Raw genomic sequence first — 24,545 nt, 5'->3', positions numbered from 1 at the left:
TCGCCGAAAACGTCAAGAAGTCGTTCCATCACATGGGGCGCACGTTGGAAGTCTTGCGCGGGATCGACCTGTCGATCCACGAGGGAGAGGTCGTGGGCATCGTCGGGCAGTCCGGCGCGGGCAAATCGACCTTCCTCCACTGCGTGGGCACCCTCGACATCCCCACCAGCGGCTCGCTGCGCCTCGGGGGCGAAGAGCTCACGTCGCTCCCCAGCGCGCGCCTCGCGGACATTCGCAACCGCGCCATCGGCTTCGTGTTCCAGTTCCACCACTTGCTGCCCGAGTTCAACGCGCTCGAGAACGTGATGATGCCGGGCCTCATCCAAGGCCGCTCCCGCCGCGATCTCGAGCCGCGCGCGCGCGCCCTGCTCGAAGAGGTGGGCCTGAAAGACCGCGCCCTTCACCGTCCGGGCGAGCTGTCCGGCGGCGAGCAGCAACGCGTGGCGCTCGCGCGCGCCCTGGTCCTCGAGCCCAAGCTGCTCCTGGCCGATGAGCCCAGCGGCAACCTGGACTCGTCGACGAGTCAGCAGATCCACGAGCTCTTCTTCGCCATCAACAAGCAACGCGGCACCACCATCGTCGTGGTCACGCACAACCTCGCCCTCGCCGCGAGCATGCCCCGCGTGATTACGCTCAAGGATGGGCGCGTCGAACGCGACGATCGCAAGAGCGCACCGAACGCCCTGGTCGAGTCGGCGACGGCCTAGAGCCGCCTCAGACGTCGTCCGTCCCCGACAAAGCCCGCACGAACTCCGGCGGCACGCGCAACGTATCGGCCTCGCACTCGAAGTTCACCATCATGAAGAACTCGACCCGATCGCCGAAGACGAACATTTGAACGTCGCGGACCTTTCCGCGGCACGCCATGAGGGCCCGCTGGGGATCGGCGACGGGGACGCCGTTGACGGTCAGGGTCAGATCGCGGTACCCGACGCGCAGCTGCGCAGACGCTTCGGCATGTTCATCGTCGTCGTCGTGCACGAGCTCTATCCCGCTCATCTCGTTTCCCTTTCGGGATCCAGGGTTCCCTGCGTCGCGGCCGCGCGCCCGGAGGCGGCGCATCGCGCACGGGTCCAGCATCATCCAAGCGTCCGCGAAGATCGCGGTGACCCCGCACGGGCCCGCGCGCGCTCCAGCCAGTCGCGCGCGCGGGCCACTTCTCTCCTGCCTACTCCCCTCCCTTGGTGGCACCCCCCCGGGCCCACAGTCTTCGTCCCGGCGCTGGCACTGCCCGCTGCCAGGACTGACCTCCCTTTGAGCAACCCACGTGCCGTCGGGTGGGATCGCTACCTGGAGCGGAACGAAAATGGCACTTTTGGATCTTTCGAAGGAGTTGCGTACGCTTATCGGAGTGGTTCCGTTGACATCTAGACCGTTACGAACGGCGAAGCTGACGAAAGTGCGCGGTCGCGGCCGCACGCACAGCAGTCTGTAAGCCGCAAGTTCGCTAACATAAGCTCCCCTCCACATGGCGCACGATCCCTCGGACGACGGCCTCGACTCGGCAACGTCGACGCTCATTCACGAGCTGCCCGACCTTAAACCGCTCGGCGCAATGCTGCGCGTTATCGAGCCTGCGGGCCTGAAGCCGCATCGCTTGGCCTCAGGCAAATGCATCATCGGCTCGGCGCCGACGTCGAATTTCGTCGTCGCCCACCCCACCGTTTCGCGCACACACGTCGAGCTCGAGCTCGTCCCCGACGGCGTGCGCGTAGCCGATCTCGGGAGCCGCAACGGCACCCACTACCTCGGACAGCGCATCGAGCGCGCCGTTCTGTCGCTCGGCTCGCGCATCAAGGTGGGCGCGGCCGAAATCGCCATCGACGCCGACACCGAGTCGCTCGAAGAGGGCGCGGCCTATCCGGACGACGAGTACCGCAACATCGTGGGTGCCTCGTACGCCATGCGCCGCATCTTCGCGACATTGGAGCGCCTCGAGGGCTCGCTCGTTACGGTTTTGGTGGAGGGTGAGTCCGGCGTCGGTAAGGAGCTCATCGCGCGCGCCCTGCACGAGGGCTCCGAAGTGTTCGCTGGCCCTCTGGTCGTGGTCAACTGCGGTGCCATTCCGCGGGATTTGGTGGCGAGCGAATTGTTCGGCCACCGCCGTGGAGCGTTCACCGGTGCGGTGGAGGCGCGCAAGGGTGCGTTCGAGAGCGCCGATGGCGGCACCCTCTTCTTGGACGAGATTGGTGAGCTCCCGCTCGACGTTCAGCCCATGCTCTTGCGCGTGCTGGAAACGGGAGAGCTTCGCGCGGTCGGCGCCGATGGCGTGCGCCGCGTGCGCGTGCGTGTCGTGGCCGCCACCCACCGTATGCTCGAAGAGGAAGTCGAGGCCGGGCGCTTCCGCGAGGATCTCTTTTATCGCCTGGCCGTCGTGCGTGTGCGCATCCCACCGCTGCGCGAACGGCCCGAGGATATCGAGCCCATCGCGCGCCGCTTGGCCGAGCAAGCAGGTGTGAAGTCGCTGCCGCCGCAGATCATCGAGCAGCTCAAATCGCGAACGTTCCGCGGCAACGTGCGCGAGCTCCGCAACGTGGTGCAGGCCTACGCTGCGCTCGGTTATTTGCCCGGGGACAAAGCAGCCGCGAGCGAGGGTGCCCTTGCGGCAGCGCTGTCGGCCTACGTCGACCTCGACCGGCCTTTCCTCGCGCAAAAAGAGGCACTGGTAGAAGAATTCACGACCGTGTACTTGCGCGCATTGCTTTCGCGCACGCAGGGGAACCAATCGGCTGCGGCTCGGATCTCCGGTTTGGATCGCACGTACCTCGGCAGGCTTCTCGCAAGACACGGCCTCGGGAAACGCTAATCGCATGCGGACACCTCGCGTTCGAGCGCAGGAATGGCGCTTTCGAGCGCGGGGTGGAACCGAGAGCGATCACTGCTCCGATTTCGAGTGATCGCCCAAGGATCCCCGCGACAAGGGGTCCCGACCTGGGGACGGGTCCCATCACCCCAAAGGGCGAATTGAGTCCGAGGGGAGCCGTCCGTAACTATCGAATGAGGGCATAATGCTGAGGGGGAATAGCCATCATGCGCGTGTGGGCGCAGCCTTCGTCTTGCTGATCCTCGCGAGCCAGAGCGCTCGCGCGGAAGACGGCAAGACCAAGGGCACCAGCAGCATCAGCAGCACCACCAGCAACAACACCACGGCCTCGATGGGATCCATGCAGAGTGCACCCAACGAGCTGGCCGCCGTGGCCTACGATCGCGGCGCTGCTGCCTTCGACGCGAAAGATTACGTCCGCGCGGCCGACGAGTTCTCGCGCGCCGATACGCTTGCGCCCAACACCCTCGCTCTTCAACTCGCGCTCGACTCGGCGATGCGCGCGGGCCGCGCGGCCATGGTGATGGATCTCACCGCCCGCGCAGAAGCCCGCCTCGCCGCCCCGCGCACGGGCGGCGCCAACGCGACGGGCGAGCGCATCCCGGCGCTCACGGCCCTCGTCGCGCGCGCGCACGCGGAGTTCGAGGAACGCGCGGGCACGCTCACCATCCAATGTCCGGCGCCGCGTGTGTGCACCGCGCGCGTCGACGATCGCATTTGGCCCGTCAACTCCCGCACGTGGATCGGTGTGGGACGTCACGTTCTCAGCATGCGAATCGATGGTCGTGAGGAGCACCGCGACTTCGTGATCCTACCCCGCGAGTCGATCGAGCTGAAACCGGAGCCCTCGCCCAATGTCGCACAAACACCTTCATCAAAGAACACAATATCGTACCCAGTCACACAAGGAAATCCGGCTATAAATCAGCAGAATTCGAAGAGTTCGCGAAGCATGTCGCCAACGTGGTTTTGGGTAGGAGTTTCAGCTACTGCGGTCCTAGGAGGGCTGGCAATTGCATCGGGGATTGACACGAACGCGAAGCACAATGAGTTCGAGTTGAACCGCACTGCCGATCGCGCGAGCGAAGGTCGTGGGGCACAAACGCGCACGAACGTGCTTCTCGGTCTCACTGCCATCGGCGCGGTCGCAAGCGCCACACTGGCCATCTTCTTCGTTGATTGGTCGCATCATCGAACACCGGGTCGCGCTTCGACGCCGCGCACGACGTTGGGGCTCGGGAGTTGCTTAACTCTCACGACGACCTACTAGCCCATGAAGACCTATCGGGTCGGTCTTGCAGAGGGAACCTAATGAACCACGCGGAACAGGCCAGTTTCATATCCGATCGAGCGGAGGTGCTGAGCCATTCGCGCTACGAAGTGGTCACGAAGATTGCCGCGGGTGGCATGGCGACCGTTTACCTCGGTCGGGCGCGCGGCGCGAAGGGATTCTCCCGGGTCGTGGCGATCAAGCGTGCGCATCCGCACCTCCTCGAGAGCGCGGCCTTTCGCGGCATGCTGCTCGCGGAAGCGCGGCTCGCGTCGCATATCCATCACCCCAATGTGGCGGGCGTGATCGACGTCGAAGAGTTCGATGACGAGCTGCTTCTGGTGATGGATTACGTCGAAGGGCTCGCCCTCTCGGACCTCGTGCGCGGCTCCGCGCGCAAGAACGAGAGCATTCCTCTGCCGATCGCGTTCCGCATCGTGCTCGACGCGGCTGCGGGGCTTCATGCGGCTCATACGACGTGCGACGAGCTGGGTCAGCCCCTCGGGATCGTGCACCGTGACGTATCGCCACAGAACGTGCTCGTCGGACTCGACGGCATGGCGCGCGTGGTCGACTTCGGCATCGCGAAGGCCACGGCGCTCACGCCCCAGATGACCCAGATCGAAGGGACGACCGACGGCGCGCGCAAGGGCAAGCTGGGCTACATGGCCCCCGAGTACGTGAGCGACTCGATCGTCACGCCCCAAGCCGATGTGTTCGCGCTCGGCGTCATCCTCTGGGAAATGGTGTGCGGCCGCCGTCTCTTCCGCGCGGGCGATGCCATCCGCACGTTGCGCGCGGTGCTCCGCGGGCCGATTCCGGTTCCGTCGTCCGTGAACTCGCAAGTGGGTGAGGCGCTCGACGAGGTGGTCCTCAAGGCGCTCGCGCGCAACCCGAAGGAGCGCTACAAGACCGCGCTCGAGCTCGCGGAAGCGCTGGAGACGGCCGCGCGAAAAGATCACGACGTGGCCAGCGCCGCGCGCACCGGCGCTTGGGTCGAAGATCTCGCGCACGAGGCGCTCGAGAAGCGACGCGCGCTCTTCCGCGAGACCATGAGCTCGCTCCGCATGACGAGCGCGTTCGACACCTTCTGCCCGCGCTCGATGCTCGTCCCCGCCAGCAGCAGCGCCGAGCGCCCGCAAGGGGTGGAGCCCACGCCGGCTCATGGGACGGGCGCGCTCCCCGATCACCGCGCGCGCGCCGTGTCGAACCCCGAAGAAGGCGCCATGTGCCACACGGGCAGCCGCTCGTGCTCGGAGGTGGAGAGCTTCAACTCTTCGCGGCACATCACGTCGATGCCGGTGCGCGCGGCGCGCTGGTCGGTCTCGCGGATCGCGCAGCTCGCGGCCGTGGCCTCCGTGTTCGTGGTGGCGGGTGTGGGCATCCACGGTGAGCTGTCGATGCGGCCCGGGCACGAGGGCTTGGAGCGAATCGTTCGCGCCGAGCGCCATCTTTCCACGGTGCCTGCAGCCGCGTCGCCCGTGTCGGCAGGTTTGCCCGCGCGCGCCGATCATCCCGACGCCAAGAACGCGACCGATCCGGCGGCCGCGAACGATGCGAAGGGCGCGAACGACGGAACGGCGGCCGCCGCACCGGCTCCGGCCACGGCGCCTGCTCCGGCGGCGCCGGCCACCGAGCCTGCGCCGCGCGCCGAGAGCGCTGCGCGCACCGAGCCTGCGCCGCGCGCCGATGCGGCGAGCGCGGGCAACGCATCCAGCGCGACCTCGAGCGCCGGCCACCGCGCATCGCGACCGCGTCCGCGAAGCACCAACGCCCAGGGTACGCAGCCGCCTTCGACCCCCGTGAAGTCCCCGGTCACCAATCCCCCCGAGCCTGCGACTGAATTCAACCGCGCCCCGCCCAATCCGTACAAGGGCCGTACGCCCTAACGCTTCGCCTCCCGGGGATCGTCTCCCGGGGGTGCGGCGCGACATGCGACGACACGCACCGACTTCATTTCGCCGTAAGCCCCGTCACGGAACGAAGCATGCTTCATCAACGTTCGGTGGCGGCCTGCCGGAGGATGAAGGCGGTGAGCGCGCTGAGGTTGAGAAAATTCGTCTTTCGCAGAAGGGACTTTACGTGGGTCTTATACGTGTTCGGCGACATATCCTGATCAGACAAGAATCGTTCGCGCGCGACGCCGGCCAGCACGCTGGCGAGAATTTGGGATTCGCGCGGGGAGAGCGAATACGCCTCCGAAATACGCATCAGAATCGGTCCTACCTGCGGCGATCCCACTTCGCGAATGAGCGATTGGCGCACGAAGGGGGTCAGCTCCTCCGCACCGCACGGTTTGCAAATGAAGATAGCGCCCAGCCGTGCCGCGCGATTGACCACCGCGCCGTCGAGCACACCCGTGATGACGGCGACAGGGATGGATGGATCGCGCTCGCGTGCGAGCTCGGCCAGGTCCATTCCGGAGTCGGTGCCCAGCTGTTCGTCGACCACCATTCCGTTCCACATCCAGCGCAAAATCGCTTCTTTTGCCGTCGGGGCGTCGTGCACCACGTGAGCTGGGCCGAATCGCTTGACCAGCGAAGCAACATCCCTCGCGACGATGGGATCGTCGGCGACGATCAAGAACCCCTCCCGAGAAGTCATCATGACTCGTGATAGCGACTCACACTTGGCCAAACCGAAAACCGATATTCCGCGATGCCAGCGGACGACAGCCCACTGTCTAACTATCACATCTCGCGCGGTAGGGTACCAAACCGGAGTACTTCGCCGTCCCGCGCGCGTGGCGCTCATGCTCGCGCTGGGAGCAGTGAGCGCAGCGTGTGGGCTGGACTGGGCGGTGCCCGACATGCGCAATGATCGGAACCAACGCGACGGCGGCGATGGAAGCCAAATGAGCTCGGACGATGGCGGCCCCAACGGACCTACACGCGTGTGCTCGCGGACCCAAAGCTGCTATTTCGACGAGTATTGCGACTACGCCGACGGGAAGTGTGGAAACGGCGCAGATGGCATATGCAAACCTCGCCCCGAGACGTGCACCGAGGCCGCCGCCCCACAATGCGGCTGCGACGGGAAGCGCTACACGATGACCTGCGAGGCGCATCGCGCGGGCATCGACGACTCGCCCGACGCGTGCCCGCCGGACTCTCAGCCATACTTCGCCTGCGGTACCACCAAGTGCCTCGTGGGTCAGGAGTACTGCTTGGTCACGGGGTTGCTCGCCGCCAAGGACTTCGCGTGTCGGCCGTTCAACGGCTGCAGCGCCGCAAACTGCTCGTGCAAGCTCGACCAGCAATGCCTCGGTGGCAGGTGCATCGAGGTGCACGGCGGCGGCAGCTGGGTCGACTGTTCGCTCTAGGGACGATTCGCCTTAGGTAAGCGAACGATTAAGGCGCGCTCACGCCAACGGTTCGCGCCGCGGTGACGTTCGCCCAGCGACGCGATTCACGCCAACGTACGATCCGCGCCGCGCCGACGTCGGACCAACGGCTTGCGCCGCGCCGACATTTACGGCAACGATTCGCCCCGCGGTTACGTTCGCGCAGCGACGCGATTCACGCCAACGTACGATTCGCGCCGCGCCGACGTCGCGCCAACGGCTTGCGCCGCGTGACGTTCGCGCAGCGGCGCGATTCACGCCAACGTACGATCCGCGCCGCGCCGACGTTCACGGCAACGGTTCGCCTCGCGGTGACGTTCGCGACAACGATTTGCGCCGTGATGCCATTCGCGCCGCGAGGCGATGCGATTTGCGCCAAGTGCTACCAGCGCACGACCACGGCGTTGGGCGTCGTGTGCGCCTCGCAGCCTTCGACATTGACCTCGACGGCAATCGACTCGCTGCCGTTGGGCGCGCTGGAGTGCACGGTGGCCTTGGGGACGACCTGCTCGGGCCGAAGCGCGCGAAGGATCTCGGGCGGACAGACGAGGCGCACATCGACCTCGGTCGGCTGGCTCTTCCCCTTGGCCTGCCCCACCACGGCCACGGGGATCTTGATGAAGGGTCGCTCGACCACCTCGCGCGTGATCTCGGCCGTGACCAAGACGCTGGGTGCGGCCAGCTCCGGCTGCACCCGGCCGGTGGGGCGATCGATGGCGAGGTGCCGGCGAAAGCTCCCCTCGGTGAGGCCCGAGACATCGAAAGGATCGGCGCGCACGTGCTGCAGGACCAGCACTTCGCTCTTGGGCCCGCGCACCCGCATCGTGGGCGGCTCCGCGACGGGGACGCCCTTTACCACATAGCCCGGCGCAGGTGTCCCCACCACGCTGACCTGGATGGGAACGTCGCGCACCACCTGGTCCTCCCACACCAAGTCGATGGTGGGGGGATCGATCTGCTCCACCCGCACGCTGGGCGGCACGTGCACCATCGAGGGATCCAAGGTCACGCGGCGCTCGGAGCCGAGGTGGATATCGATCTGCAAATACCCAATTTCGTCGGAGTGTAGATCGTCGAGCGCCGAGCGCGAGCCGCGCAGCACCAGGTGGACCGACTGCGGCAGAGGGCTCACGAGCACGCGGCTCGCGCTCTCGGGCGGCATCAGCGCCACCAGGTTCACCGACATGGTCCGCTGCGCGTCCTGCGCTCCATGAAAGAGCGAATAGAGGACGAGCGACAGGGCGAACGCGATGAACTTGAGGTTCAGGTTCTCCGTGAAGGCGGCTTTGACCTTTTCGCCGATGTCGAGTGCCATGGTTACTTATCGGTCTCGTTCGACGACGTGGGGGGCCCTTGGAGGGCGCTCGGAGCCGGCTGGGGCGTTTCGATCGGCTTGGCGGGGGCGAGCCTTCGCGGGGGCGAAGGATCGGGGCGCGAGTTGATGGCCTCGTCGTCGAAGGAGTCCCGCGCGATGGAGCGATCGACACCGCGATCGGTCGCGCGATCCGCGCCGCGTTCGGTGGACGGAGGTCCGGCGCTCGCGGCCGCCGCTTTTCCCACGGGGGGAACGCGCTCGCTCGACTGCGGGGCGTGGCTCGAAGGAGGAACGGTGAAACGGTAGGAGCCGGTGGTCTGCCGGTCGCCTTTCTTCACCGGGGCCTTCTTCTTCTGCCGCGCGCGCTGGCCGAACAGGCCGAGCAAGGCCTGGCGCAAGGAGGCGCCGTCCAGGTTCGAGATGATGTTTCCGTTGAAGCAGAAGCTGATGGTGCCGCGCTCCTCGGAGACGACCACCACCACGGCGTCGGTCTCCTCGGTGATGCCGAGCGCGGCGCGGTGGCGCGAGCCCAGGGACTTGTCGAGCACCTTGGTGTCGGGCATCGGGAAGAACACGCCCGCCTTGGCGATGCGCAGGTTTCGGATGACCACCGAGCCGTCGTGCAGCTTGTTCAAGCTCTCGGGGAGGAAGATGCCCACCAGCAGCTCGCGCTGGACCTGCGCGTCGATGAGCGTGCCCTGCCCCACCACGAACTCGTCGAGGTTGGCGTCCTGCTCGAAGCAAATGAGGGCGCCGATGCGGTGGCGCGCCAGCTCGGTGGCGGCGGAGACCACCTCGTCGATGACCCGCGACTCCTGCTGCCGCGAGATGCCGCCGAGGAAGGCGCGCGCGCCCACCCGCATGAGCGCGCGGCGAATGTCGTTCTGGAAGACGACGACCACCACCAAGATGATCGACGAGAGCAGCGACGAGAGCAGGTTGTACAGGGTGACGATGTTGAGCCACCGCGCGACCACGTAGACGATGAAGATGACCCCGAGGCCCGTCCCCATCTGCATCGCCCGCGTGCCGCGCATGACGATGAGCGCGCGGTAGATGACGTACGTCACCACCAGCAGATCGACGATGTCGATCAGGATGTCGCGCGCCGGGCGCGCGGAGAACAGGTGAAGGAGCCCCTCAAGCATCGGCCGGCCTCCTCCCCGTTTGGGCGTGGACGAAGGGCGCGCCGAGCTTGGTCATCAGCTCCAACGCTTGGCGGGTGGCGCGCACGTCGTGCACGCGGACCACGCGCGCGCCCTGGGCCGCAGCATGGATGGCCGCGGCCAGGGAGGCGCCGAGGCGCTCTTGGGGCTCGGCCTGGGCGTCGGCCACCTTGAGGAAGGATTTGCGGCTCGCGCCGATGACGACGGGCGCCGAAGCGCCGCGTTCGATTTCCGGAAGGCGCCTCAAAAGCTCCAAGCTTTGCGCCGCCGTTTTGGCGAAGCCGAGGCCCGGGTCCATCCAGAGCGCGTCGCGCGGCACGCCGCGGGCGACGGCGCGATCGGCGGCCGCGCGCCACTCGGTCACGACGTCGGTCACCACGTCGCCGTAGGCGCCGCGGTAGTCGCTGAACCCGTGCATTTCGGCCTGGCTTCCGCGCGCATGCATCAGGATGAACGCCGCGCCGGCCCGTGCGATTTCCGAGGCGAGGGCGTCTTCGCGCAGGCACGAGACGTCGTTGATGGCCCAAGCGCCGGCCTCGAGACAGACGCGGGCGACCTCGGCGCTCGATGTATCGACGGAGACGCACGCGCCGGCTTCGGCGGCCTTTTCGACGGCGTAGCGAACCACGGGGAGCACCCGGGCGAGCTGAACGTCGGGGGGAACGAGCGGGGCCCGAGGGCGGGTGGACTCGCCGCCGATGTCGAGGATGTCGGCCCCTTCGCGCAGGAGCGTATCGATCTTGTTGCGCGCGTCTTTCTCTTCGTAGGCCTGGCCACCATCACTGAACGAATCGGGTGTGACGTTGCAGATACCCATGACGGCGGTGCCCCGGGTCGACGCCGCCCGCTGAATATTCGCAAAGAAAGATCTCGCCCGATTCACCGACCCGCCTTCCACGCGCTCGCGCCGAGGAGCCCGCGACGACTTAACCACCTAGCAATACCCATACCGTTGAGCAAGGTTTCGTGGCCTTGCCACGACAATTCCCGGCAGAGTAGCCTCACGATCCTCGGCTTGCGGTCCGGCAGGCTGATACGAGCCTCCAAGAATGCTGCGAACGAGGGTCCGAGCGGGGGCGATCGCCGGGGTGGTCATGAGCCTCGGGTTCGCCGTAATCATCACGTTCGCGCAGGTTGGCGATGCGTTGATCCCCCAGCTCGCCCCGCGTTTCGGCGCCCCCACACCGACGACCATCCGCGTTCCGTACGCGTCGTTCATCCAAAAAAACGCGCCCGCCGTCGAAGACGCCGCGTCGCTCATCGCCTACGAGCACGCGCGCGTCATCATCCCGCGCGGAACGGTGCTCGACGGCACCAACGATCTGCACCGCATCGGCTACGCGTTCGAGATGACCCGCCGCCCCGCGCGCACGATTCGCACGGCGGCGATGTTCATCATTCATCTGACCTTGCTTTTGCTGGTCTCCGCCTACCTTCGCCGCTTCGGACCGACACGCACGCGGCTCTTGCGCACCCAGCTGGGCCTTTTTGGGACCATGGCGGCCGCCTTCATCGTCGCCAAGACGATCCTGGTCTTTACGCCGCTGAGCGAATTTTGGATTCCCGTTGCCACGGTCCCACTCTGGTGCACCTTCGCCTTCGAGCGGCGGACGGCGTTCCTCATCAACATGATGATGGGCTTCATGGCCTCGGCCCTGCTGCTCTTCGACCTCCCCTTTCTGGCGGTGCTGGTCACGCGGGGCCTCGCCGCGAGCCTGCTCTTTCTGAACCGCAAGCACCCGCGGCAAATGATGCTCTCGGGCCTGGGCGGCGGCTTGATCGCGGCCACCATGTACGCGGCCATCATGACGGTGTTCGAAGGGCGATTCTCCCCCGAGCGGGAGCTCTACATCGGGCTGGAGTCGCCGGTGCTGGGCATCGTGGGCGGCGGCTTGCTGGCGGGCATCCTCGCGCACCTTTTGCGTCAGACCGCCGTTCGGGCGGTGGGCAGCGTGGGGCGCGATCGGCTGATGGATCTGACCGACTTGGAGCACCCGCTTTTGCGCAAGATGGCCGAGGAGGCGCCGGGCTCCTGGGAGCATGCGCGGGCCATGGCCAACCTGGCCGAGGCGGCGGCGGCGGCCATCGGGGCCGATGCGCTCCTCACGCGGGTGGGCGCCTACTACCACGACCTGGGAAAGACGATTCAGCCCAAGTACTTCGTGGAAAACCTGGGGCCGGGGGAGCGCTCGCCGCACGAGGATCTGGAGCCCGAGGTGAGCGCCGACGCCATCATGGCGCACGTGGTTCAGGGGACGAAGCTTTTGCGCGATCGGGGCATCCCCGAGCCGGTGGTGGAGTTTGCCTATACGCACCATGGCACGCAGGTGATCGAGTACTTCTGGCACAAGTGCAAATCGCGCGGAAATGCCAAGAACCTCACCGAGGATTTCTTTCGCTACCCCGGCATGCGGCCGCAGACCAAAGAGACGGCCATTTTGATGCTCGTCGACTCGATCGAGGCGGCGAGCCGCACGATTCAGCCCCCCGAAAAGGCCAAATTCGAAGAGATGATCCAGCGCATCCTCTTCACCAAGCTGAAAACGGGCCAGCTGGACGAGTCGGGGCTCACGGTGGAGGATCTGAAGATCCTCATCGTGAAGATGGCCGATACGTTGGTGGCGATGTACCACGGCCGCATCAAGTACCCCTGGCAGGAGAAAGACGAGCGCTCCGGCGGCCGGCGCGCGAGCAAGGGTGCGCTGGTGGCGGCGGCTCCGCTCTCGAAGCCGCCGACGTCGGGTGGCAGCGGCAGCGGCGAGTCGGGCAAGGGCTCTTCGAAACCGAACTGATTGACGAAAAATCGAAGCGAGAACCGAATGATCGAGCAGTCGTTCATGAAGTCGTTGTTCCACGGTGTGATCGCGGACAACCTGATCGTGCCGTACCCCGAACCGTTGCCGGCGGAGACGGCCAGCCTGCACATCATGCTCGACAGCGTGCGCAAGTACTTCGCGCAGCACGTCGACGCCCAAAAGATCGACCGCGAGGCGATGGTGCCCGAGCATGTGCTGCGCGGGATCAAAGAGCTCGGGCTCTTCGGTCTCCTGGTGCCCAACGACTACGGCGGCATCGGTCTCTCCGCCACCGGCTATGCGCGCATCATGCAGGAGGTGAGCGGCCTCGAGGGCTCGCTCGCGGTGACTTTGGGCGCACACCAGTCGATTGGCATGAAGGGCATCCTGCTCTTCGCCAGCGAGGAGCTGAAGCAGAAGTACCTTCCGCGCCTGGCCACCGGTGAACTGGTCGCGGCCTTCGCCCTGACGGAGCCCAACGCCGGGAGCGACGCGGCGGCCATTCAGACCCGCGCCGAGGAGAGCCCCGACGGGCGGTACTACACCCTGAACGGGTCGAAGATCTGGATCTCCAACGGCGGCTTCGCCGATCTTTTCACGGTGTTCGCGCGCACGTCGCCGGCGGAGCACGGGGCGAAGCCGCGCATCACGGCGTTCGTGGTGGAGCGGGGGATGGGGGTCCGTACGGGGCCCAACGAGCACAAGCTGGGGATCCGGGGGAGCTCCACGACCGAGGTGTTCTTCGACGACGTGAAGGTGCCCGCCGAGAACGTGCTGGGCGAGCCGGGGCGCGGCTTCAAGGTGGCCATGGAGGTGCTCAACAACGGGCGCCTGGGGGTGGCCAGCGGAGGGATCGGCCTCGCGAAGCGGCTCATCAAATTGTCGGTGGAGCGCGCGCGCGAGCGCAAGGCGTTCGGGCGGCCCATCGGTGAGTTCGGGCTCATCAAGGACAAGATCGCGACGATGATGGCGGACACGTTCGCGCTCGAGAGCATGACGTACCTGACCACGGGGCTCATCGACGCCAATGTGGCCGATTACTCGGTGGAGAGCGCGATCTGCAAGGTGTACGGGTCGGAGGCGCTCTGGCGCATCGTCAACGAGTCGCTGCAAATCGCGGCCGGCATCGGGTACATGCAGGACTTTCCGTACGAGCGCCATCTGCGCGACGCGCGCATCAACTTGATCTTCGAGGGGACCAACGAAATCCTGCGCTGCTTCATCGCGCTGAGCGGCATGCAAGGTCCGGGGAGGCAGCTGGTCGAGGTGGCGCGGGCGATGCGCGAGCCGATCAAGGGCTTCGGGCTCCTCAGCGACTTTGCGATCCGCAAGGCGCGGACGGCGCTGGGGCGCGAGCGCTTTACGCGGATTCATCCGATTTTGAACCGCGAGGCGGTGGTCTTCGAGGAATACACGACCGAGCTGGCAAAGAACGTCGACAAGGCGCTGCGCAAGTTCGGCAAGGACATCGCCGAGATGCAGTACACGCAAAAGCGGGTGGCCGACGTGGCCATCGATCTCTTCGCCATCGCGGCCGTGCTATCGCGGACCACGCGCGCGCTGGAGCAGCGCGGCGAAGAAGGTGCGCGGCGCGAGATCGATTTGACGACCATCTTCGTGGCGGCAGCCGAGAGGCGGCTGGCCGAAAATGTGGCGGCGTTCGAGAAGAACGACGACGAGCTGCGCAAGGCAATTGCGGACCGGGCGTACAACGACGGCGGGTACCCGTTCGACATCGTGTGAACGGTGGGCTACCGCCCGAGGCGCGGCGGGATTCTACCGCAAGGGACGGACAAAAACTTTCTACCGCAAAGGGACGGAAAGAGATTTTTCAACCGCAAGGGCGCTAGGGTCGCCACAGAGGAAGAGTGGGGGATTTTTTTGACCTCAATCCATCCTGAATTCTCTTTCCTCTCTTAGCGGCCCTAGCGCCCTGGTGGTTAATCTTCCCCGGCGGCCCTAGCGTCCTGGCGGTTGAATCTCCCCCGGCGGCTAGGGCGCGGCGCGAGATCGATTTGACGACCACCTTCGTGGCGGCAGCCGAGAGGCGGCTGGCCGAAAATGTGGCGGCGTTCGAGAAGAACGACGACGAGCTGCGCAAGGCGATTGCGGACCGGGCGTACAACGACGGAGGCTACCCGTTCGATATCGTGTGAACGGTGGGCTACCGCAAAGGACGGATAGAAAGCTTTCTGCCGCAAGGGACGGAAAGAGATTTTTCAACCGCAAGGGCGCTAGGGTCGCCACAGAGGAAGAGTGGGGGATTTTTTTGACCCTCAATCCATCCTGAATTCTCTCTCCTCTCTTAGCGGCCCTAGCGCCCTGGCGGTTAATCTTCCCCGGCGGCCCTAGCTAGCGCCCTGGCGGTTAATCTTCCCGGCGGCCCTAGCTAGCGCCCTGGCGGTTAATCCGCCCCGGCGGCCCTAGCGTCCTGGCGGTTGAATCTCCCCCGAGCGGCTAAGCGGCCACGCCGAGGCGCTGTTTCAGCGTTTGAATTTGGCGCTCGAGTTCTTCGTGGGGGAGAGAGAGGGCGGCGCGGGCGCGGTCGAGGAGGGCGCGTTCTTGGGTGTCGAGCTTTCCGTCGATGAGGGCGGCGGAGACGAGGCCGGCGAGGAACCATTGGGGCGAGGCGCTCACGAGGGGCATGGTGGCAGCGGCGTGGGGGTTCGACATGACGTGGGCCACGGTTTCTTCGGGGATCACCCAGCGGCGGCCGCAGGTGCGCAGGAGCTTCTTCTCCTGCTTGTCGAGCTTTCCATCGTGGGACATCAAGAGGGCCATCTGGGCGAAGAGCACGCTGCGCTCGCGTGGATCGGCGATGTTGGGGACGATCCAGTCGGGCAGCGGCTGATCGGGGATGGCGCGCGAGCGGACCTCGTCGGGCGGGAGCATCGCGTCGAGGACCCACGCGCGATCGCCGGCGGCGATTTCGGTGCTGCAGTGATCGCAGCGGGTGGTGTCGCTCTCGGTGAGCGGTGCGCCGCAGTTGGGGCAGACCACCGCGGTCATCGAGAACTTGGCGTGGACTCCGGCGCGGCGGGAGAGGCGGGCGATGGTCTGGATGGGCGTGGGCTCCTGGTTCGGCTGCATGCGCGCCGACCAGTAGATCTTGACGTAAACGTGATCGAAGTCGTCCTCGGGGCCGGGATCGCAGAGGATGCAGTCGGCGGCGCCGATGGCCACGTCGCGGACATTGGCCAGCGGGCCCACGTTGGCGCGCGTCGCGATGAAGTCCGGGGTCGCGCACTTGCGGAGGGGCGCGGGCGAGCGCTTTCGGGCCGACTCGATCCACTTCCAGAACAAGTACGAGGCGCGGTCCTCCAGGGGCTCGCGGGCGACCAGCGGATCGGTCTCGCGGAGCGCGGCCAGGCCGGGCACCTCGCTGTACGACTCGGGGTACCACTCGGACAGCTGCGTGATCTCCGAGAGCACCCAGTCGTGCTCGGCGGAACAGGCGAGCGCGCCGCAGTATTTGCATTGAATCATCTCCGCCTGCGGATCGAGGGGCGCGCCGCACTGCGGGCACGCTTTGCCCACCTGCTCGGGCGCGAGCTTGGTCACCGCGCCCTGCTTGCGCACCAACGTCCAGATCTCCGTGTACGGCTCGATGGATGCGTCGGCGAGCGCCTTGGCCGCCTGCTCCGGGGTGGCGGTGTACGGCACGTTGCGATCGCGCGCTCGCGCGGTGAAGCGAACGTGCACGACGTCGACCGGCGGGTGGGAGTCGACGCCCTCGATGGTCGTGTAGAGGATCGAGGCGTCGCTCATCACGTTGCGCACGCCCTCGGCGCGCATCAGCTCGAGCTGCACCTGAAAACGGCTCAACACGCCGTCGGAGAGGAAGGGGCGCGCAGGGCGCATATCGCCCGCGCACCATGCCTCCCGCAGGATGACGCTCATGTGCTGCACGCGCCCCACGATGCTCTCCACCGTCAACGCCGGATCGCGCGCGCGCAGCGGCTCGAGCGACGCGCTCCGCGGCGGCTGCGCGGGCGGCGCGTACTGAGCCTCCAGGATGGCGCGCCGCTTTCGCTGCGTTCCGCCGCGCACGAGCCAGAGCACGAACACCACGACGGCGACCGCCACCAGGATGCCGATGAACGCAAAGGCGAAGGCGAACGACGTCCCATCGCTGGAGCTGCTGTAGCCTCCCCGGCTCGAGTAGGTCCCACCGCCACTCGAAGAGTAACCGCGGCCGCCGGAGAAGGAGCCCCCACCCGAGCTGCGCGAGCCTCCGCTGGAGCCGCTGGAACGGCTTCCTCCGCTGGAGCCGCTCGATCGACCGCCGCTCGAGTAGCTACCGCCGCCGCCCGGCCGCGACGCGGCATCGGCGACGAGCGGCGCCGCCGTGAAAAGAAAGGCGATGGCCATCGCGGCCAGTCGCAGCGCACGCAGCATGGAGCAACGGGACGAACACACGACGTCCAACGTAGCAAACGTAACCGACGTGACCGAATCTAACGGAGCATCGACTCGGAGGACGTCTCGGCGCGGCCGCCGGCACCACGCTTGCGCAGCGCATTTTCAGACGAGCCGAGGGGCCGCTCGGCGGCGCGCTCGGCCCCCTCGGCGCCCTCGTCACCCTCGTCGAGCGCGCCATCGTAGAAGAACTCCGCGCCGGCGGCCCCGCGCGGAAAATCACCGCGGACACGCGCCCGCTGCACCTGGTGGTGCGCGCGGCCCATGGCGCGGCGGATGCTCTCGGCGCCTTCTTCGTCGGGATCCACGGCGAAGATTCCCTGCGTGGTCCAGCGCACCAGGCTCTCGGCCAAAATGGGCGAGGCGGCGCCCGGCGGGACCTCGAGGGTCGGTGAGTGGGCCACGGAGACGAAGGCGTCGCCCTCGCGCCACCCAAGGCCGGCGCGGACCACGCAGCCGAGCGGCAAATCGCGGATGAAGTAGTCGCCGACTTGGGCGTTGACCACGTGATCGCGCACATAGGTGCGCGGGCCGTCCCAGGTGGGCTCGATGATGAGCACCCGCAACGCGATTTGCCCGTCGCGGTGGGTGCGCTTCAGGTACGCCAAGGTGTCGTCGCGCACCTCCCAGTAGACGAACATGGTGCGGGGATCGACGGGGATGGCCACGCACTCGTCGACGTCGTACTTCGGCGGGAGCGGCTGATCGTCGAGCATGCCGAACGGCTCCGCGGGGGCCGCGGGCTTCTCGGGGTCGTCGGCGCGCTTGTCGGAGTCGGAGGCCGCGGGGGGCGCGCCGTTCTGCGGGACGCCGTTGGCGGAGGCCTCCGCCTCTTCTTCGGGCGGCAGCGGCGGCGGCGGGAGATCGGTCTTCTGCAGCTGGTTCAAAAGGGCGCGCGCGGCCGCGTGCTCCGGCTCTTCCTTGAGCACGCGCCGCAAGGTCTCCAGCGCCTTTTCCTTGTGCCCTTGCGCCGCGTAGATCTCGGCCAAGGTGACGGTGGGCACCGTGGTGGGGGCCGAACGCCCGCGATTCACCGGCGGGGCTAGCGCGCGGACCCGCTCGGCAGCGTCGGGCAGGTGCAGACCGCGCTCGATGACGCGGGCCAAAAGATCGCGCGCGCGGCCGAACCATCCCCGGGCGCGGGCGACCGACGCCGGATCCGTGGCTTGGCGGGCGGTGCGCAGGAGGATCTCGTCGACCAGCTCCGGACGGGTGAGCACGTTGGCGCGCACCACGCCCAGGTCCTCCGCGCGGGAAATGAGGTTCTCTCGATCGAGACGCTCGAGCTCTACGCGATCCATACCCGCGGTTTTGCCTGTCGCGCGCGCCGAGCGCCAGTCAAAAGTTCCGGGTCGCGAGAATGCGGCGGGTCTCGACCACGTCTTGCGCAATCTTGACCTTGAGCGCCTCGAGGTCGGGGAATCGCTCTTCGCCGCGGAGGCGCGCCACCACGTGGACGCGGAGGAGCGTATCGTACAAGTCGGCATCGAAGTCGAGCAGGTAGACTTCGACGGTGCGCGCGAGGCCCTCGCCCACGGTGGGCCGGATGCCGATGCTCATCGCGCCGAGCGCCAGCGAGCGCACGGAATCGTCGAAGACTTGGTCGACGAGCACGGCGTAGACGCCGTCGGGCGGGAGCATCTCGGGCACGCTGCCCAGGTTGGCGGTGGGGTATCCAAGGGTGCGGCCCAGCTGCCTCCCCCGCTCCACCACCCCCGACAAAGCGTGGGGCCGGCCGAGGATGCGCTCCGCCTCCTCCATGTCGCCGGCCGCGATGGCCACGCGGGCGCGCGAGCTCGAAAAGGGGCCGTGCTCGTCGCCCACCAGGGCGTGTGCGGTGGTCATGAAGCCGAGCGACTCGCCCAGGGTGACCATCTTGGCAAAGTCACCCTCCGCGCCCGCGCCGAATCGAAAATTCTGCCCGATGCTGATCTCGTGCGCGTGCAGCTGGCCCACCAGGAGCTCCTCGGCGAAGCGCTCGGGCGACCACGCGGCGAAGTCTTTGTCGAAGGTACGCACGAACACGCGCTCGATGCCGAAGCTCTTCGCCAGCTCCGCGCGGCGCTCCAAGGTGGCCAGGCGCGGCGGCTCCGGGCGGCCCAAGACCACGCTGGGGTGCGGATCGAACGTGAGAACGTAGGGTGCGAGCCCATTGCGCGTGGCGCGCTCGACGGAGGCCTCGAGGACCGCGGCATGACCGCGATGCACCCCGTCCAAGTTCCCGATGACGACCATCGAGCCTGCGCCCGCGGCAGCCGCGCTCGGACGGACCCCGCGCTCCTTGCTCCCTGATTCTGCGGGACCCACGACGAGGGACGTTTCGTCGAGCCGCTCGTACGGCAAGCCTTTCGCCACGACCGCGGCTCTATAGCACGTGCCAGGGGCACATGTTCTCTGGTAGCGTGCCAAAGTCATGTTTGCCCGCAAGGTCTCGCTTTTTGCGCTGATTGGCTTTCTGGTCGCGTTCGTGGGCTCGATTCTCACACCGACCGACGCGAGCGCGGCCGGAAGCGCAAAGCTCAAGACCCCTGAAGTCCAAGAGGTTTCCGGGGCCTGGCATATCTTCGTCACCGTCGAGCTCCCAAAGGCGCCGCCGATCCCGCACGTGCCCATGCGCTTCGTTTTCACGAAGACCGCCGTGTACGAACGATCTCTGACCGACAACAGCAAAGACCCCGTGGTGAATCGGCAAGCCTTGCAGAACCAGCAGCCCACCGCGGAGGCGCTCGACGTCGACTTTGCCAACCCGCAAGGAAAAATCTTCAAGGGCACGAATTTCGACTTCGGCCTGACCCGCATCCGCGGCTACGAGGCCGGTGAGTACAGCTTGCAGATCCGCACGGCCGACGGCGTCGACATCGGTGGCCCCATGCGCCTCGTGCTCAAAGGTGACAACCCGGTCGTCGACCGGCGGAGCATCACCTTCGAGGCGAAGAAGAAGGGCATGACCAAGGTCGGCGACGACGCGGGCGCGCCCTCGAAACCGGCGACCGATGCCCCCGCCGCCAACTACACGGGCGATGTGACCCCGACGGGCACCTCGGAGCCCTTCGTGCCGAAGTCGGCCTACGATCCCACCGAGGAAGAAAAAGTGAAGGAGAACCCCAAGGGCTGCGGCTGCGCGGTTCCCGGGCTCTCCGGCCGCTCGACCAGCTCGATCCCCCTGCGCGCGCTGGCGCTCGCCGGGGTCCTGGCGACCATCGCCGGCCTGCGCCGCCGCCGCTCCAAGCCGTGACACCGAACGAAGCCATCGGGCAGGCGAAGAACGGGCGCCTCCTGGCCCTGTACGTCGTCGTCGGCGAAGAGCGCTTTCTCCGCGACGAGGTGGTGGCCGCCCTTCGCACCGCGGCCCTCGGCAACGGGGTCGCCGCCTTCAACGAGGACAAGTTCACGGCCGGCGAGGTCGACGCCGAGGCGGTGGTGGGCGCCGCGCGCACCGTTCCCATGATGGCGCCCAAGCGCTTCGTGCTGGTGCGCGGCATCGAGCGCTGGGACTCGGGCAGCGACTCGGAGGGCGGCAGCGATGCCAGCAGCGTGAAGAAGCTCGCGCCGCTCGATCGCTTCGCCGAGTACGCGGGCGCGCCCATCGACTCCACGTGCTTGGTGCTCACGGGGCAAAAGATCGACGGGCGAAAGCGGCTCTCGGCCATCGCCAAGAAGCAGGGCTTTCTGGTCGTGTGCGATGTCCTCGGCGGACGCGAGCTCCCCGGGTGGATCCGCGATCGCGCGAGCGCGCGGGGCAACCCCATCGATCCCGACGTCGCCGAGCTGCTGGCGGAGATCGCGGGGCCGGAGCTCGCCCATGTGAACGACGCGGTGGAGCGGCTGGCGCTCTACGCCGGCGAGGGAAAGCCGATCACCGAGGACGCCGTGAGCGCGTGCGTGGCGCGCGTGCGCACCGCCGATACGTGGGATCTCGTGGCCAAGGTGGGCGCGCGCGATCTCAAAGGGGCGCTGGCCGCGCTGGCGGACGCGTACGATCCGCGCGATCGCGGGCTGCCGCTGCTCGGTGCGCTCGCGTGGTCCATCCGGCAGCTGGCGCGATTTCAGGCGGCAACGGAATCGGGCGCCTCCACGGACGAGGCAGCCCGGCGCGCAGGTGTCTACCAACCGTTCCGAGCTCGAGAGCTCGCCCAGCGCGCCAAGGCCCTTCGCCCCAAGGAGATGGATCGCTGGCTGCTCGTGCTCGCCGAGACGGATCTTGCGTTGAAAGGCTCCCGAAGGCCTCCGCAAGCCATCTTGGAGGACATGCTCACCCGCTTATGCACCGCGGCAGGGCCCCGAGGACGCGCTCAAACGGGACACAGCTGACGAAGCGCAACTGAGCCTGCTTCGACCCCGTTGGATGCCCGTGTGCAACATCCGCCACCGCAAGCGGGAACCTCCTGCGGCGTCGGCCATCGGTAAGTTGGCGTTTGGCGCGGGTTACAGCGTTTGACGCTCGCCTATGCCAGCCCTAAGTTGGCGTGCGGCGACAGACCGCATCCGCGGCTGTGCGACCCACTACCAGTGACGACGCGACGATGAAACAGGAGAAAGCTGAGATGCACGTCCCCGTTCGGGTGATCCGGCCTCAACTTCATTGGGTAGCTTCGAGTCCTCTTCCAACGAAACACGGCGAGTTTACGGCGCACGTATTTTTGGACCAGGGCGCAGAAGGTGGCGCCGACAAGGAACATGTGGCCCTCGTTTTTGGTGACATCGACGGGGCGCAAGCCATTCCCGTCCGCGTGCACTCGGAGTGCATGACCAGCGAGGTCTTCGGCTCCCTCAAGTGCGACTGCAAAGAGCAGCTCGAATACGCGCTCGCCGCCGTCGCACGCGCCGGGCGGGGGGCCGTGATCTACCTGCGGCAGGAAGGGCGCGGCATCGGGCTGACCAACAAGATCCGCGCATACGGACTGCAGGCGCAAGGCCATGACACGGTCGACGCCAACCGCCTCCTCGGCCTCCCCGACGATGCGCGCAAGTACGACATCGCCGCGGATATTTTGGAGTTTTTCGGCGTCAAGAGCATCCATTTGCTCACCAACAACCCGGAGAAGGTCGACGCGCTCCGGGGCCTGGGGGTCGAGGTGATCGGGCGTCTGCCCGTGATCATCGAGCCAAACCCCTACAGCGCCGGCTACCTCGATACGAAGCGCCGCCGCATGGCGCACAAGCTCCCGCGCCTCGCCACCGCCGCCGGCGACGCCGAGTAACGGTTCGTCACAAGCGCGTTACATCGATTTGGGTGGGCCGGTGGAACATTATACCGGCCGCGCGCTTTTGATAGCGTGAAGGGACATGCGGATTGCCCTCACGCACAACTTGAAGTTGAGCGCCTCGGAAGAGGAAGCGGAATTCGATAGCCCAGAAACGATCGAGGCCGTGACCGGTGCGCTCGCGCGCGCGGGGCACCACGTCGAGCGCATGGAGGTCTCGGGGCCTGCCTCGCGGCTGGTGGCGCGGCTCGAAGCGTACGCGCCGGACATCATCTTCAACAGCGCCGAGGGACGGCGCGGCAAGATGCGGCGCGGATTTTACCCGGCCCTCTTCGAGGAGCTGGGCATCCCGGTCACGGGCAGCGACGCGTACGCGCTCTGCGTGACCCTCGACAAAACGCTGACCAAGCGGATCCTCGCCGGCTACGGCGTGCCGAGCCCGCGCGGGCGCATGTTCACGCGCGCCTCGCTCAAAGACGGAGGGCTCGACGATCTCCCCTTCCCCGTCCTGGTCAAGCCGAACTTCGAGGGCTCGTCCAAGGGCGTGGCGCAGGCGAACGTGGTGGAGGATCCCATCGAGCTGGGGCAAGCGCTCGATCGCCTGCTCTCACGCTACCCGGACGGGGTGGTGCTCGAGCGCTACATCGCAGGGACCGATCTGCGGGTGGCGCGCATCGATGGACTGCCGCCGCTCCCGCCGGTCGAGATCGTGGTCGACCCCGCGTACCGAAGGCGCTTCGATCTGCTCGACTACGCGCTCAAGCACAAGGACGCGACCTTCGTCTCCACGCGGGTGCCGGCGCACCTGCCGCCCGCCGTGCTGGAGCGGGTGGGCGAGCTCTCCGATCGCGTCTTTTCGGCGCTGGGCGTGCGCGACGTGGGCTCGCTCGACTTTCGCGTCGGGCTCGATGGCCAGGTGTACTTCCTCAGCGCGACCTGCCTCCCCAGCTTCGAGCCCGCCGCGCCCCTCTTCGCGGCCACCCGGTTCGTAGGGCTCGACTACGACGCCACCATCCTCGCCATCCTGCGCGCGGCGACCAAGCGCGCGGGGCTCGGGGCGCTCTTCGACTCGACCAAGCCCCGGCGCCCCAACGGCAACGGCAGCGCGGGCAAGCGGCCCGTGCTCCGGGTGGGGCTCGCCTTCAACATGAAGCGCATCGACTCGACGGACGACGATCGCGAGGCCGAGTTCGACAGCCCCAAGACGATCCACGCGATCACGCGGGCCATCGAGAGCTACGGCCATACGGTGGTGCCGCTCGAGGCCACCGTGGATTTTCCGCGCGTGCTCATGGCCTCCAACGTCGATTTGGTCTTCAACATCGCCGAGGGGATCAGCGGGCGCAACCGCGAGGCGCAGGTCCCCAATTTGTGCGAGCTGCTGGGGGTTCCGTACACGGGGAGCGACGCGGCCACCTTGAGCATCTGCCTCGACAAGGCGCTGGCCAAGCGGATGCTCGCCGCCGGCACCGAGCGCGTGCTCACCCCGGAGTTCCAGGTGCTGTTCACCGGGCGCGAGAAGCTGCGGGCCTTTCGTTATCCGGTGATCGTCAAGCCCAACGCCGAGGGGACCAGCAAGGGCATCAACGGCAAGAGCGTCGTCGACGGCGAGGCGCGCGTGCGCGAGGTGGCGCGCGAGATCATCGAGCGCTACGGGCAGCCGGCCATCGTGGAGGAGTACATCCGCGGGCGCGAGTTCACGGTGGGGCTCTTGGGGGAGCGGAGGCCGCGGGTGCTCCCGCCGATGGAAATCGTCTTTCTGCAGCCTTCGGATCGGGCCGTGTACGGCTACGCGATGAAGCAAGACTGGGAGAAGCACGTGCGCTACGAGTGCCCGCCTTCGCTCACGAAAGACGAGCTGCGGGCCATGGAAAAGGTCTGCCGCACCACCTTCACCACCCTGGGCTGCCGGGACGTGGCCCGCATCGATTTGCGCATGACCCGCGAGGGGCAAATCTATGTCATCGAGGTGAACCCCCTGCCGGGGCTCACGCCGAACTACAGCGATCTGTGCCTCATCGCCAACGCGGCGCACGTCGAGTACCGGCTGCTCATTGGCGAGATCCTCAGCTACGGGATCAAGCGATGGCGCGAACGGCACCCGGCCACGGGCGAGCCGGCGCAGCCGCGCACCGCGGACGATGAAATGCGCGACGCGGCGGTCGCCGTGCGAGGCACGACATCGACATTGGCCACACAAGACGCGTAA

At 67.1% G+C, this 24,545-nt stretch carries 20 protein-coding genes; 12 read left to right on the top strand and 8 right to left on the bottom strand.

Features of this window, described 5'->3' with window-relative positions; translation table 11 throughout:
• Window positions 1-32 precede the first annotated feature (32 nt).
• On the top strand, window positions 33-707 hold the full coding sequence (locus LZC94_05995) for an ABC transporter ATP-binding protein (GenBank protein WXB20351.1): 675 nt from the start codon (window positions 33-35) through the stop codon (window positions 705-707).
• 7 nt (window positions 708-714) lie between these two features.
• Here LZC94_05995 and LZC94_05990 read toward each other — a convergent pair whose 3' ends face one another.
• The gene (locus LZC94_05990; GenBank protein WXB16826.1) at window positions 715-999 is read right to left on the bottom strand and encodes a hypothetical protein; all 285 of its coding nucleotides are present in this window, start codon (window positions 997-999) and stop codon (window positions 715-717) included.
• 469 nt (window positions 1,000-1,468) lie between these two features.
• Between LZC94_05990 and LZC94_05985 the strand changes: the two genes are divergently transcribed.
• The 3 genes from LZC94_05985 to LZC94_05975 all read left to right on the top strand — a co-directional run bounded on the left by LZC94_05985 (window position 1,469) and on the right by LZC94_05975 (window position 5,983).
• On the top strand, window positions 1,469-2,806 hold the full coding sequence (locus LZC94_05985; protein ID WXB16825.1) for a sigma 54-interacting transcriptional regulator: 1,338 nt from the start codon (window positions 1,469-1,471) through the stop codon (window positions 2,804-2,806).
• Between the two features lie 202 nt (window positions 2,807-3,008).
• Window positions 3,009-4,094 (top strand): hypothetical protein, encoded by a 1,086-nt coding sequence (locus tag LZC94_05980; GenBank protein WXB16824.1) that lies wholly within the window; start codon window positions 3,009-3,011, stop codon window positions 4,092-4,094.
• Between the two features lie 41 nt (window positions 4,095-4,135).
• Window positions 4,136-5,983 carry a serine/threonine protein kinase gene (locus tag LZC94_05975; GenBank protein ID WXB16823.1) on the top strand — a complete coding sequence of 616 codons (1,848 nt, stop codon included), beginning with the start codon at window positions 4,136-4,138 and terminating at the stop codon, window positions 5,981-5,983.
• A gap of 106 nt (window positions 5,984-6,089) precedes the next feature.
• Here LZC94_05975 and LZC94_05970 read toward each other — a convergent pair whose 3' ends face one another.
• Window positions 6,090-6,701 carry a response regulator gene (locus LZC94_05970; protein WXB16822.1) on the bottom strand — a complete coding sequence of 204 codons (612 nt, stop codon included), beginning with the start codon at window positions 6,699-6,701 and terminating at the stop codon, window positions 6,090-6,092.
• A gap of 247 nt (window positions 6,702-6,948) precedes the next feature.
• Here LZC94_05970 and LZC94_05965 point away from each other — a divergent pair, with 247 nt between their 5' ends.
• Window positions 6,949-7,416, top strand: coding sequence for a hypothetical protein (locus tag LZC94_05965; protein ID WXB16821.1), 468 nt, complete (start codon window positions 6,949-6,951; stop codon window positions 7,414-7,416).
• Between the two features lie 403 nt (window positions 7,417-7,819).
• Here the strand turns inward: LZC94_05965 and LZC94_05960 are convergent, their stop codons facing one another.
• The 3 genes from LZC94_05960 to folP are packed head-to-tail and all read right to left on the bottom strand — an operon-like array spanning window position 7,820 to window position 10,735.
• Window positions 7,820-8,752, bottom strand: coding sequence for a YbbR-like domain-containing protein (locus tag LZC94_05960; GenBank protein WXB16820.1), 933 nt, complete (start codon window positions 8,750-8,752; stop codon window positions 7,820-7,822).
• A gap of 2 nt (window positions 8,753-8,754) precedes the next feature.
• Window positions 8,755-9,900, bottom strand: coding sequence for a diadenylate cyclase CdaA (cdaA, locus tag LZC94_05955; protein WXB16819.1), 1,146 nt, complete (start codon window positions 9,898-9,900; stop codon window positions 8,755-8,757).
• On the bottom strand, window positions 9,893-10,735 hold the full coding sequence (folP, locus tag LZC94_05950; GenBank protein WXB16818.1) for a dihydropteroate synthase: 843 nt from the start codon (window positions 10,733-10,735) through the stop codon (window positions 9,893-9,895). Before folP ends, cdaA begins: the two co-directional genes overlap by 8 nt.
• Before the next feature lie 232 nt (window positions 10,736-10,967).
• Here folP and LZC94_05945 point away from each other — a divergent pair, with 232 nt between their 5' ends.
• From LZC94_05945 to LZC94_05935, 3 genes are all read left to right on the top strand, one after another.
• Window positions 10,968-12,710 (top strand): HDIG domain-containing protein, encoded by a 1,743-nt coding sequence (locus LZC94_05945; protein WXB16817.1) that lies wholly within the window; start codon window positions 10,968-10,970, stop codon window positions 12,708-12,710.
• A gap of 45 nt (window positions 12,711-12,755) precedes the next feature.
• Window positions 12,756-14,456 (top strand): acyl-CoA dehydrogenase family protein, encoded by a 1,701-nt coding sequence (locus tag LZC94_05940; protein ID WXB16816.1) that lies wholly within the window; start codon window positions 12,756-12,758, stop codon window positions 14,454-14,456.
• Window positions 14,457-14,728: 272 nt separating this feature from the next.
• Window positions 14,729-14,869, top strand: a complete 141-nt coding sequence (locus tag LZC94_05935) for a hypothetical protein (GenBank protein WXB16815.1) — start codon at window positions 14,729-14,731, stop codon at window positions 14,867-14,869.
• A gap of 301 nt (window positions 14,870-15,170) precedes the next feature.
• Here the strand turns inward: LZC94_05935 and LZC94_05930 are convergent, their stop codons facing one another.
• From LZC94_05930 to LZC94_05920, 3 genes are read right to left on the bottom strand one after another with little or no spacing between them, the layout of a single operon-like run.
• Window positions 15,171-17,132 (bottom strand): zinc-ribbon domain-containing transport protein, encoded by a 1,962-nt coding sequence (locus tag LZC94_05930; protein ID WXB16814.1) that lies wholly within the window; start codon window positions 17,130-17,132, stop codon window positions 15,171-15,173.
• A 38-nt stretch (window positions 17,133-17,170) separates the two neighbouring features.
• Window positions 17,171-18,433: a DUF4912 domain-containing protein gene (locus tag LZC94_05925; protein WXB16813.1), complete on the bottom strand. Its 1,263-nt coding sequence runs from the start codon at window positions 18,431-18,433 to the stop codon at window positions 17,171-17,173.
• A 37-nt stretch (window positions 18,434-18,470) separates the two neighbouring features.
• A complete protein-coding gene (locus LZC94_05920) occupies window positions 18,471-19,487 on the bottom strand; it encodes a bifunctional riboflavin kinase/FAD synthetase (protein WXB16812.1) in 1,017 nt (338 codons plus the stop codon).
• Window positions 19,488-19,545: 58 nt separating this feature from the next.
• On the opposite strand from LZC94_05920, the gene LZC94_05915 reads away from it, so the two are divergent.
• The 4 genes from LZC94_05915 to LZC94_05900 all read left to right on the top strand — a co-directional run bounded on the left by LZC94_05915 (window position 19,546) and on the right by LZC94_05900 (window position 24,545).
• Entirely contained in the window at window positions 19,546-20,367 is an 822-nt protein-coding gene (locus LZC94_05915) for a hypothetical protein (GenBank protein WXB16811.1), read from the top strand.
• Window positions 20,364-21,443, top strand: a complete 1,080-nt coding sequence (gene holA, locus LZC94_05910; protein ID WXB16810.1) for a DNA polymerase III subunit delta — start codon at window positions 20,364-20,366, stop codon at window positions 21,441-21,443. The genes LZC94_05915 and holA overlap by 4 nt, the downstream gene beginning before the upstream one ends.
• 233 nt (window positions 21,444-21,676) lie before the next feature.
• Window positions 21,677-22,333: a GTP cyclohydrolase II gene (ribA, locus tag LZC94_05905; GenBank protein WXB16809.1), complete on the top strand. Its 657-nt coding sequence runs from the start codon at window positions 21,677-21,679 to the stop codon at window positions 22,331-22,333.
• A gap of 85 nt (window positions 22,334-22,418) precedes the next feature.
• Window positions 22,419-24,545, top strand: a complete 2,127-nt coding sequence (locus LZC94_05900; GenBank protein WXB16808.1) for an ATP-grasp domain-containing protein — start codon at window positions 22,419-22,421, stop codon at window positions 24,543-24,545.

The organism is Sorangiineae bacterium MSr11954, assembly GCA_037157815.1.
In the GTDB taxonomy this organism is placed as follows: Bacteria; Myxococcota_A; Polyangia; order Polyangiales; family Polyangiaceae; genus Pendulispora; species Pendulispora albinea.
The sequence above is the reverse complement of the archived record's forward strand: the minus strand, read 5'-3'. Positions and strand labels throughout refer to the sequence as shown.

What these genes read in the sequence shown, in the direction of transcription:
- LZC94_05915 (WXB16811.1), top strand. Translation starts at nt 19,546, where the DNA reads ATGTTTGCCCGCAAGGTCTCGCTTTTTGCGCTGATTGGCTTTCTGGTC.
- folP (WXB16818.1), bottom strand. Translation starts at nt 10,735, where the DNA reads ATGGGTATCTGCAACGTCACACCCGATTCGTTCAGTGATGGTGGCCAG.
- LZC94_05990 (WXB16826.1), bottom strand. Translation starts at nt 999, where the DNA reads ATGAGCGGGATAGAGCTCGTGCACGACGACGACGATGAACATGCCGAA.
- cdaA (WXB16819.1), bottom strand. Translation starts at nt 9,900, where the DNA reads ATGCTTGAGGGGCTCCTTCACCTGTTCTCCGCGCGCCCGGCGCGCGAC.
- LZC94_05900 (WXB16808.1), top strand. Translation starts at nt 22,419, where the DNA reads ATGCGGATTGCCCTCACGCACAACTTGAAGTTGAGCGCCTCGGAAGAG.
- LZC94_05960 (WXB16820.1), bottom strand. Translation starts at nt 8,752, where the DNA reads ATGGCACTCGACATCGGCGAAAAGGTCAAAGCCGCCTTCACGGAGAAC.
- LZC94_05945 (WXB16817.1), top strand. Translation starts at nt 10,968, where the DNA reads ATGCTGCGAACGAGGGTCCGAGCGGGGGCGATCGCCGGGGTGGTCATG.
- LZC94_05970 (WXB16822.1), bottom strand. Translation starts at nt 6,701, where the DNA reads ATGATGACTTCTCGGGAGGGGTTCTTGATCGTCGCCGACGATCCCATC.
- LZC94_05965 (WXB16821.1), top strand. Translation starts at nt 6,949, where the DNA reads ATGAGCTCGGACGATGGCGGCCCCAACGGACCTACACGCGTGTGCTCG.
- LZC94_05940 (WXB16816.1), top strand. Translation starts at nt 12,756, where the DNA reads ATGAAGTCGTTGTTCCACGGTGTGATCGCGGACAACCTGATCGTGCCG.
- ribA (WXB16809.1), top strand. Translation starts at nt 21,677, where the DNA reads ATGCACGTCCCCGTTCGGGTGATCCGGCCTCAACTTCATTGGGTAGCT.
- LZC94_05980 (WXB16824.1), top strand. Translation starts at nt 3,009, where the DNA reads ATGCTGAGGGGGAATAGCCATCATGCGCGTGTGGGCGCAGCCTTCGTC.
- LZC94_05925 (WXB16813.1), bottom strand. Translation starts at nt 18,433, where the DNA reads ATGGATCGCGTAGAGCTCGAGCGTCTCGATCGAGAGAACCTCATTTCC.
- LZC94_05975 (WXB16823.1), top strand. Translation starts at nt 4,136, where the DNA reads ATGAACCACGCGGAACAGGCCAGTTTCATATCCGATCGAGCGGAGGTG.
- LZC94_05995 (WXB20351.1), top strand. Translation starts at nt 33, where the DNA reads ATGGGGCGCACGTTGGAAGTCTTGCGCGGGATCGACCTGTCGATCCAC.
- LZC94_05985 (WXB16825.1), top strand. Translation starts at nt 1,469, where the DNA reads ATGGCGCACGATCCCTCGGACGACGGCCTCGACTCGGCAACGTCGACG.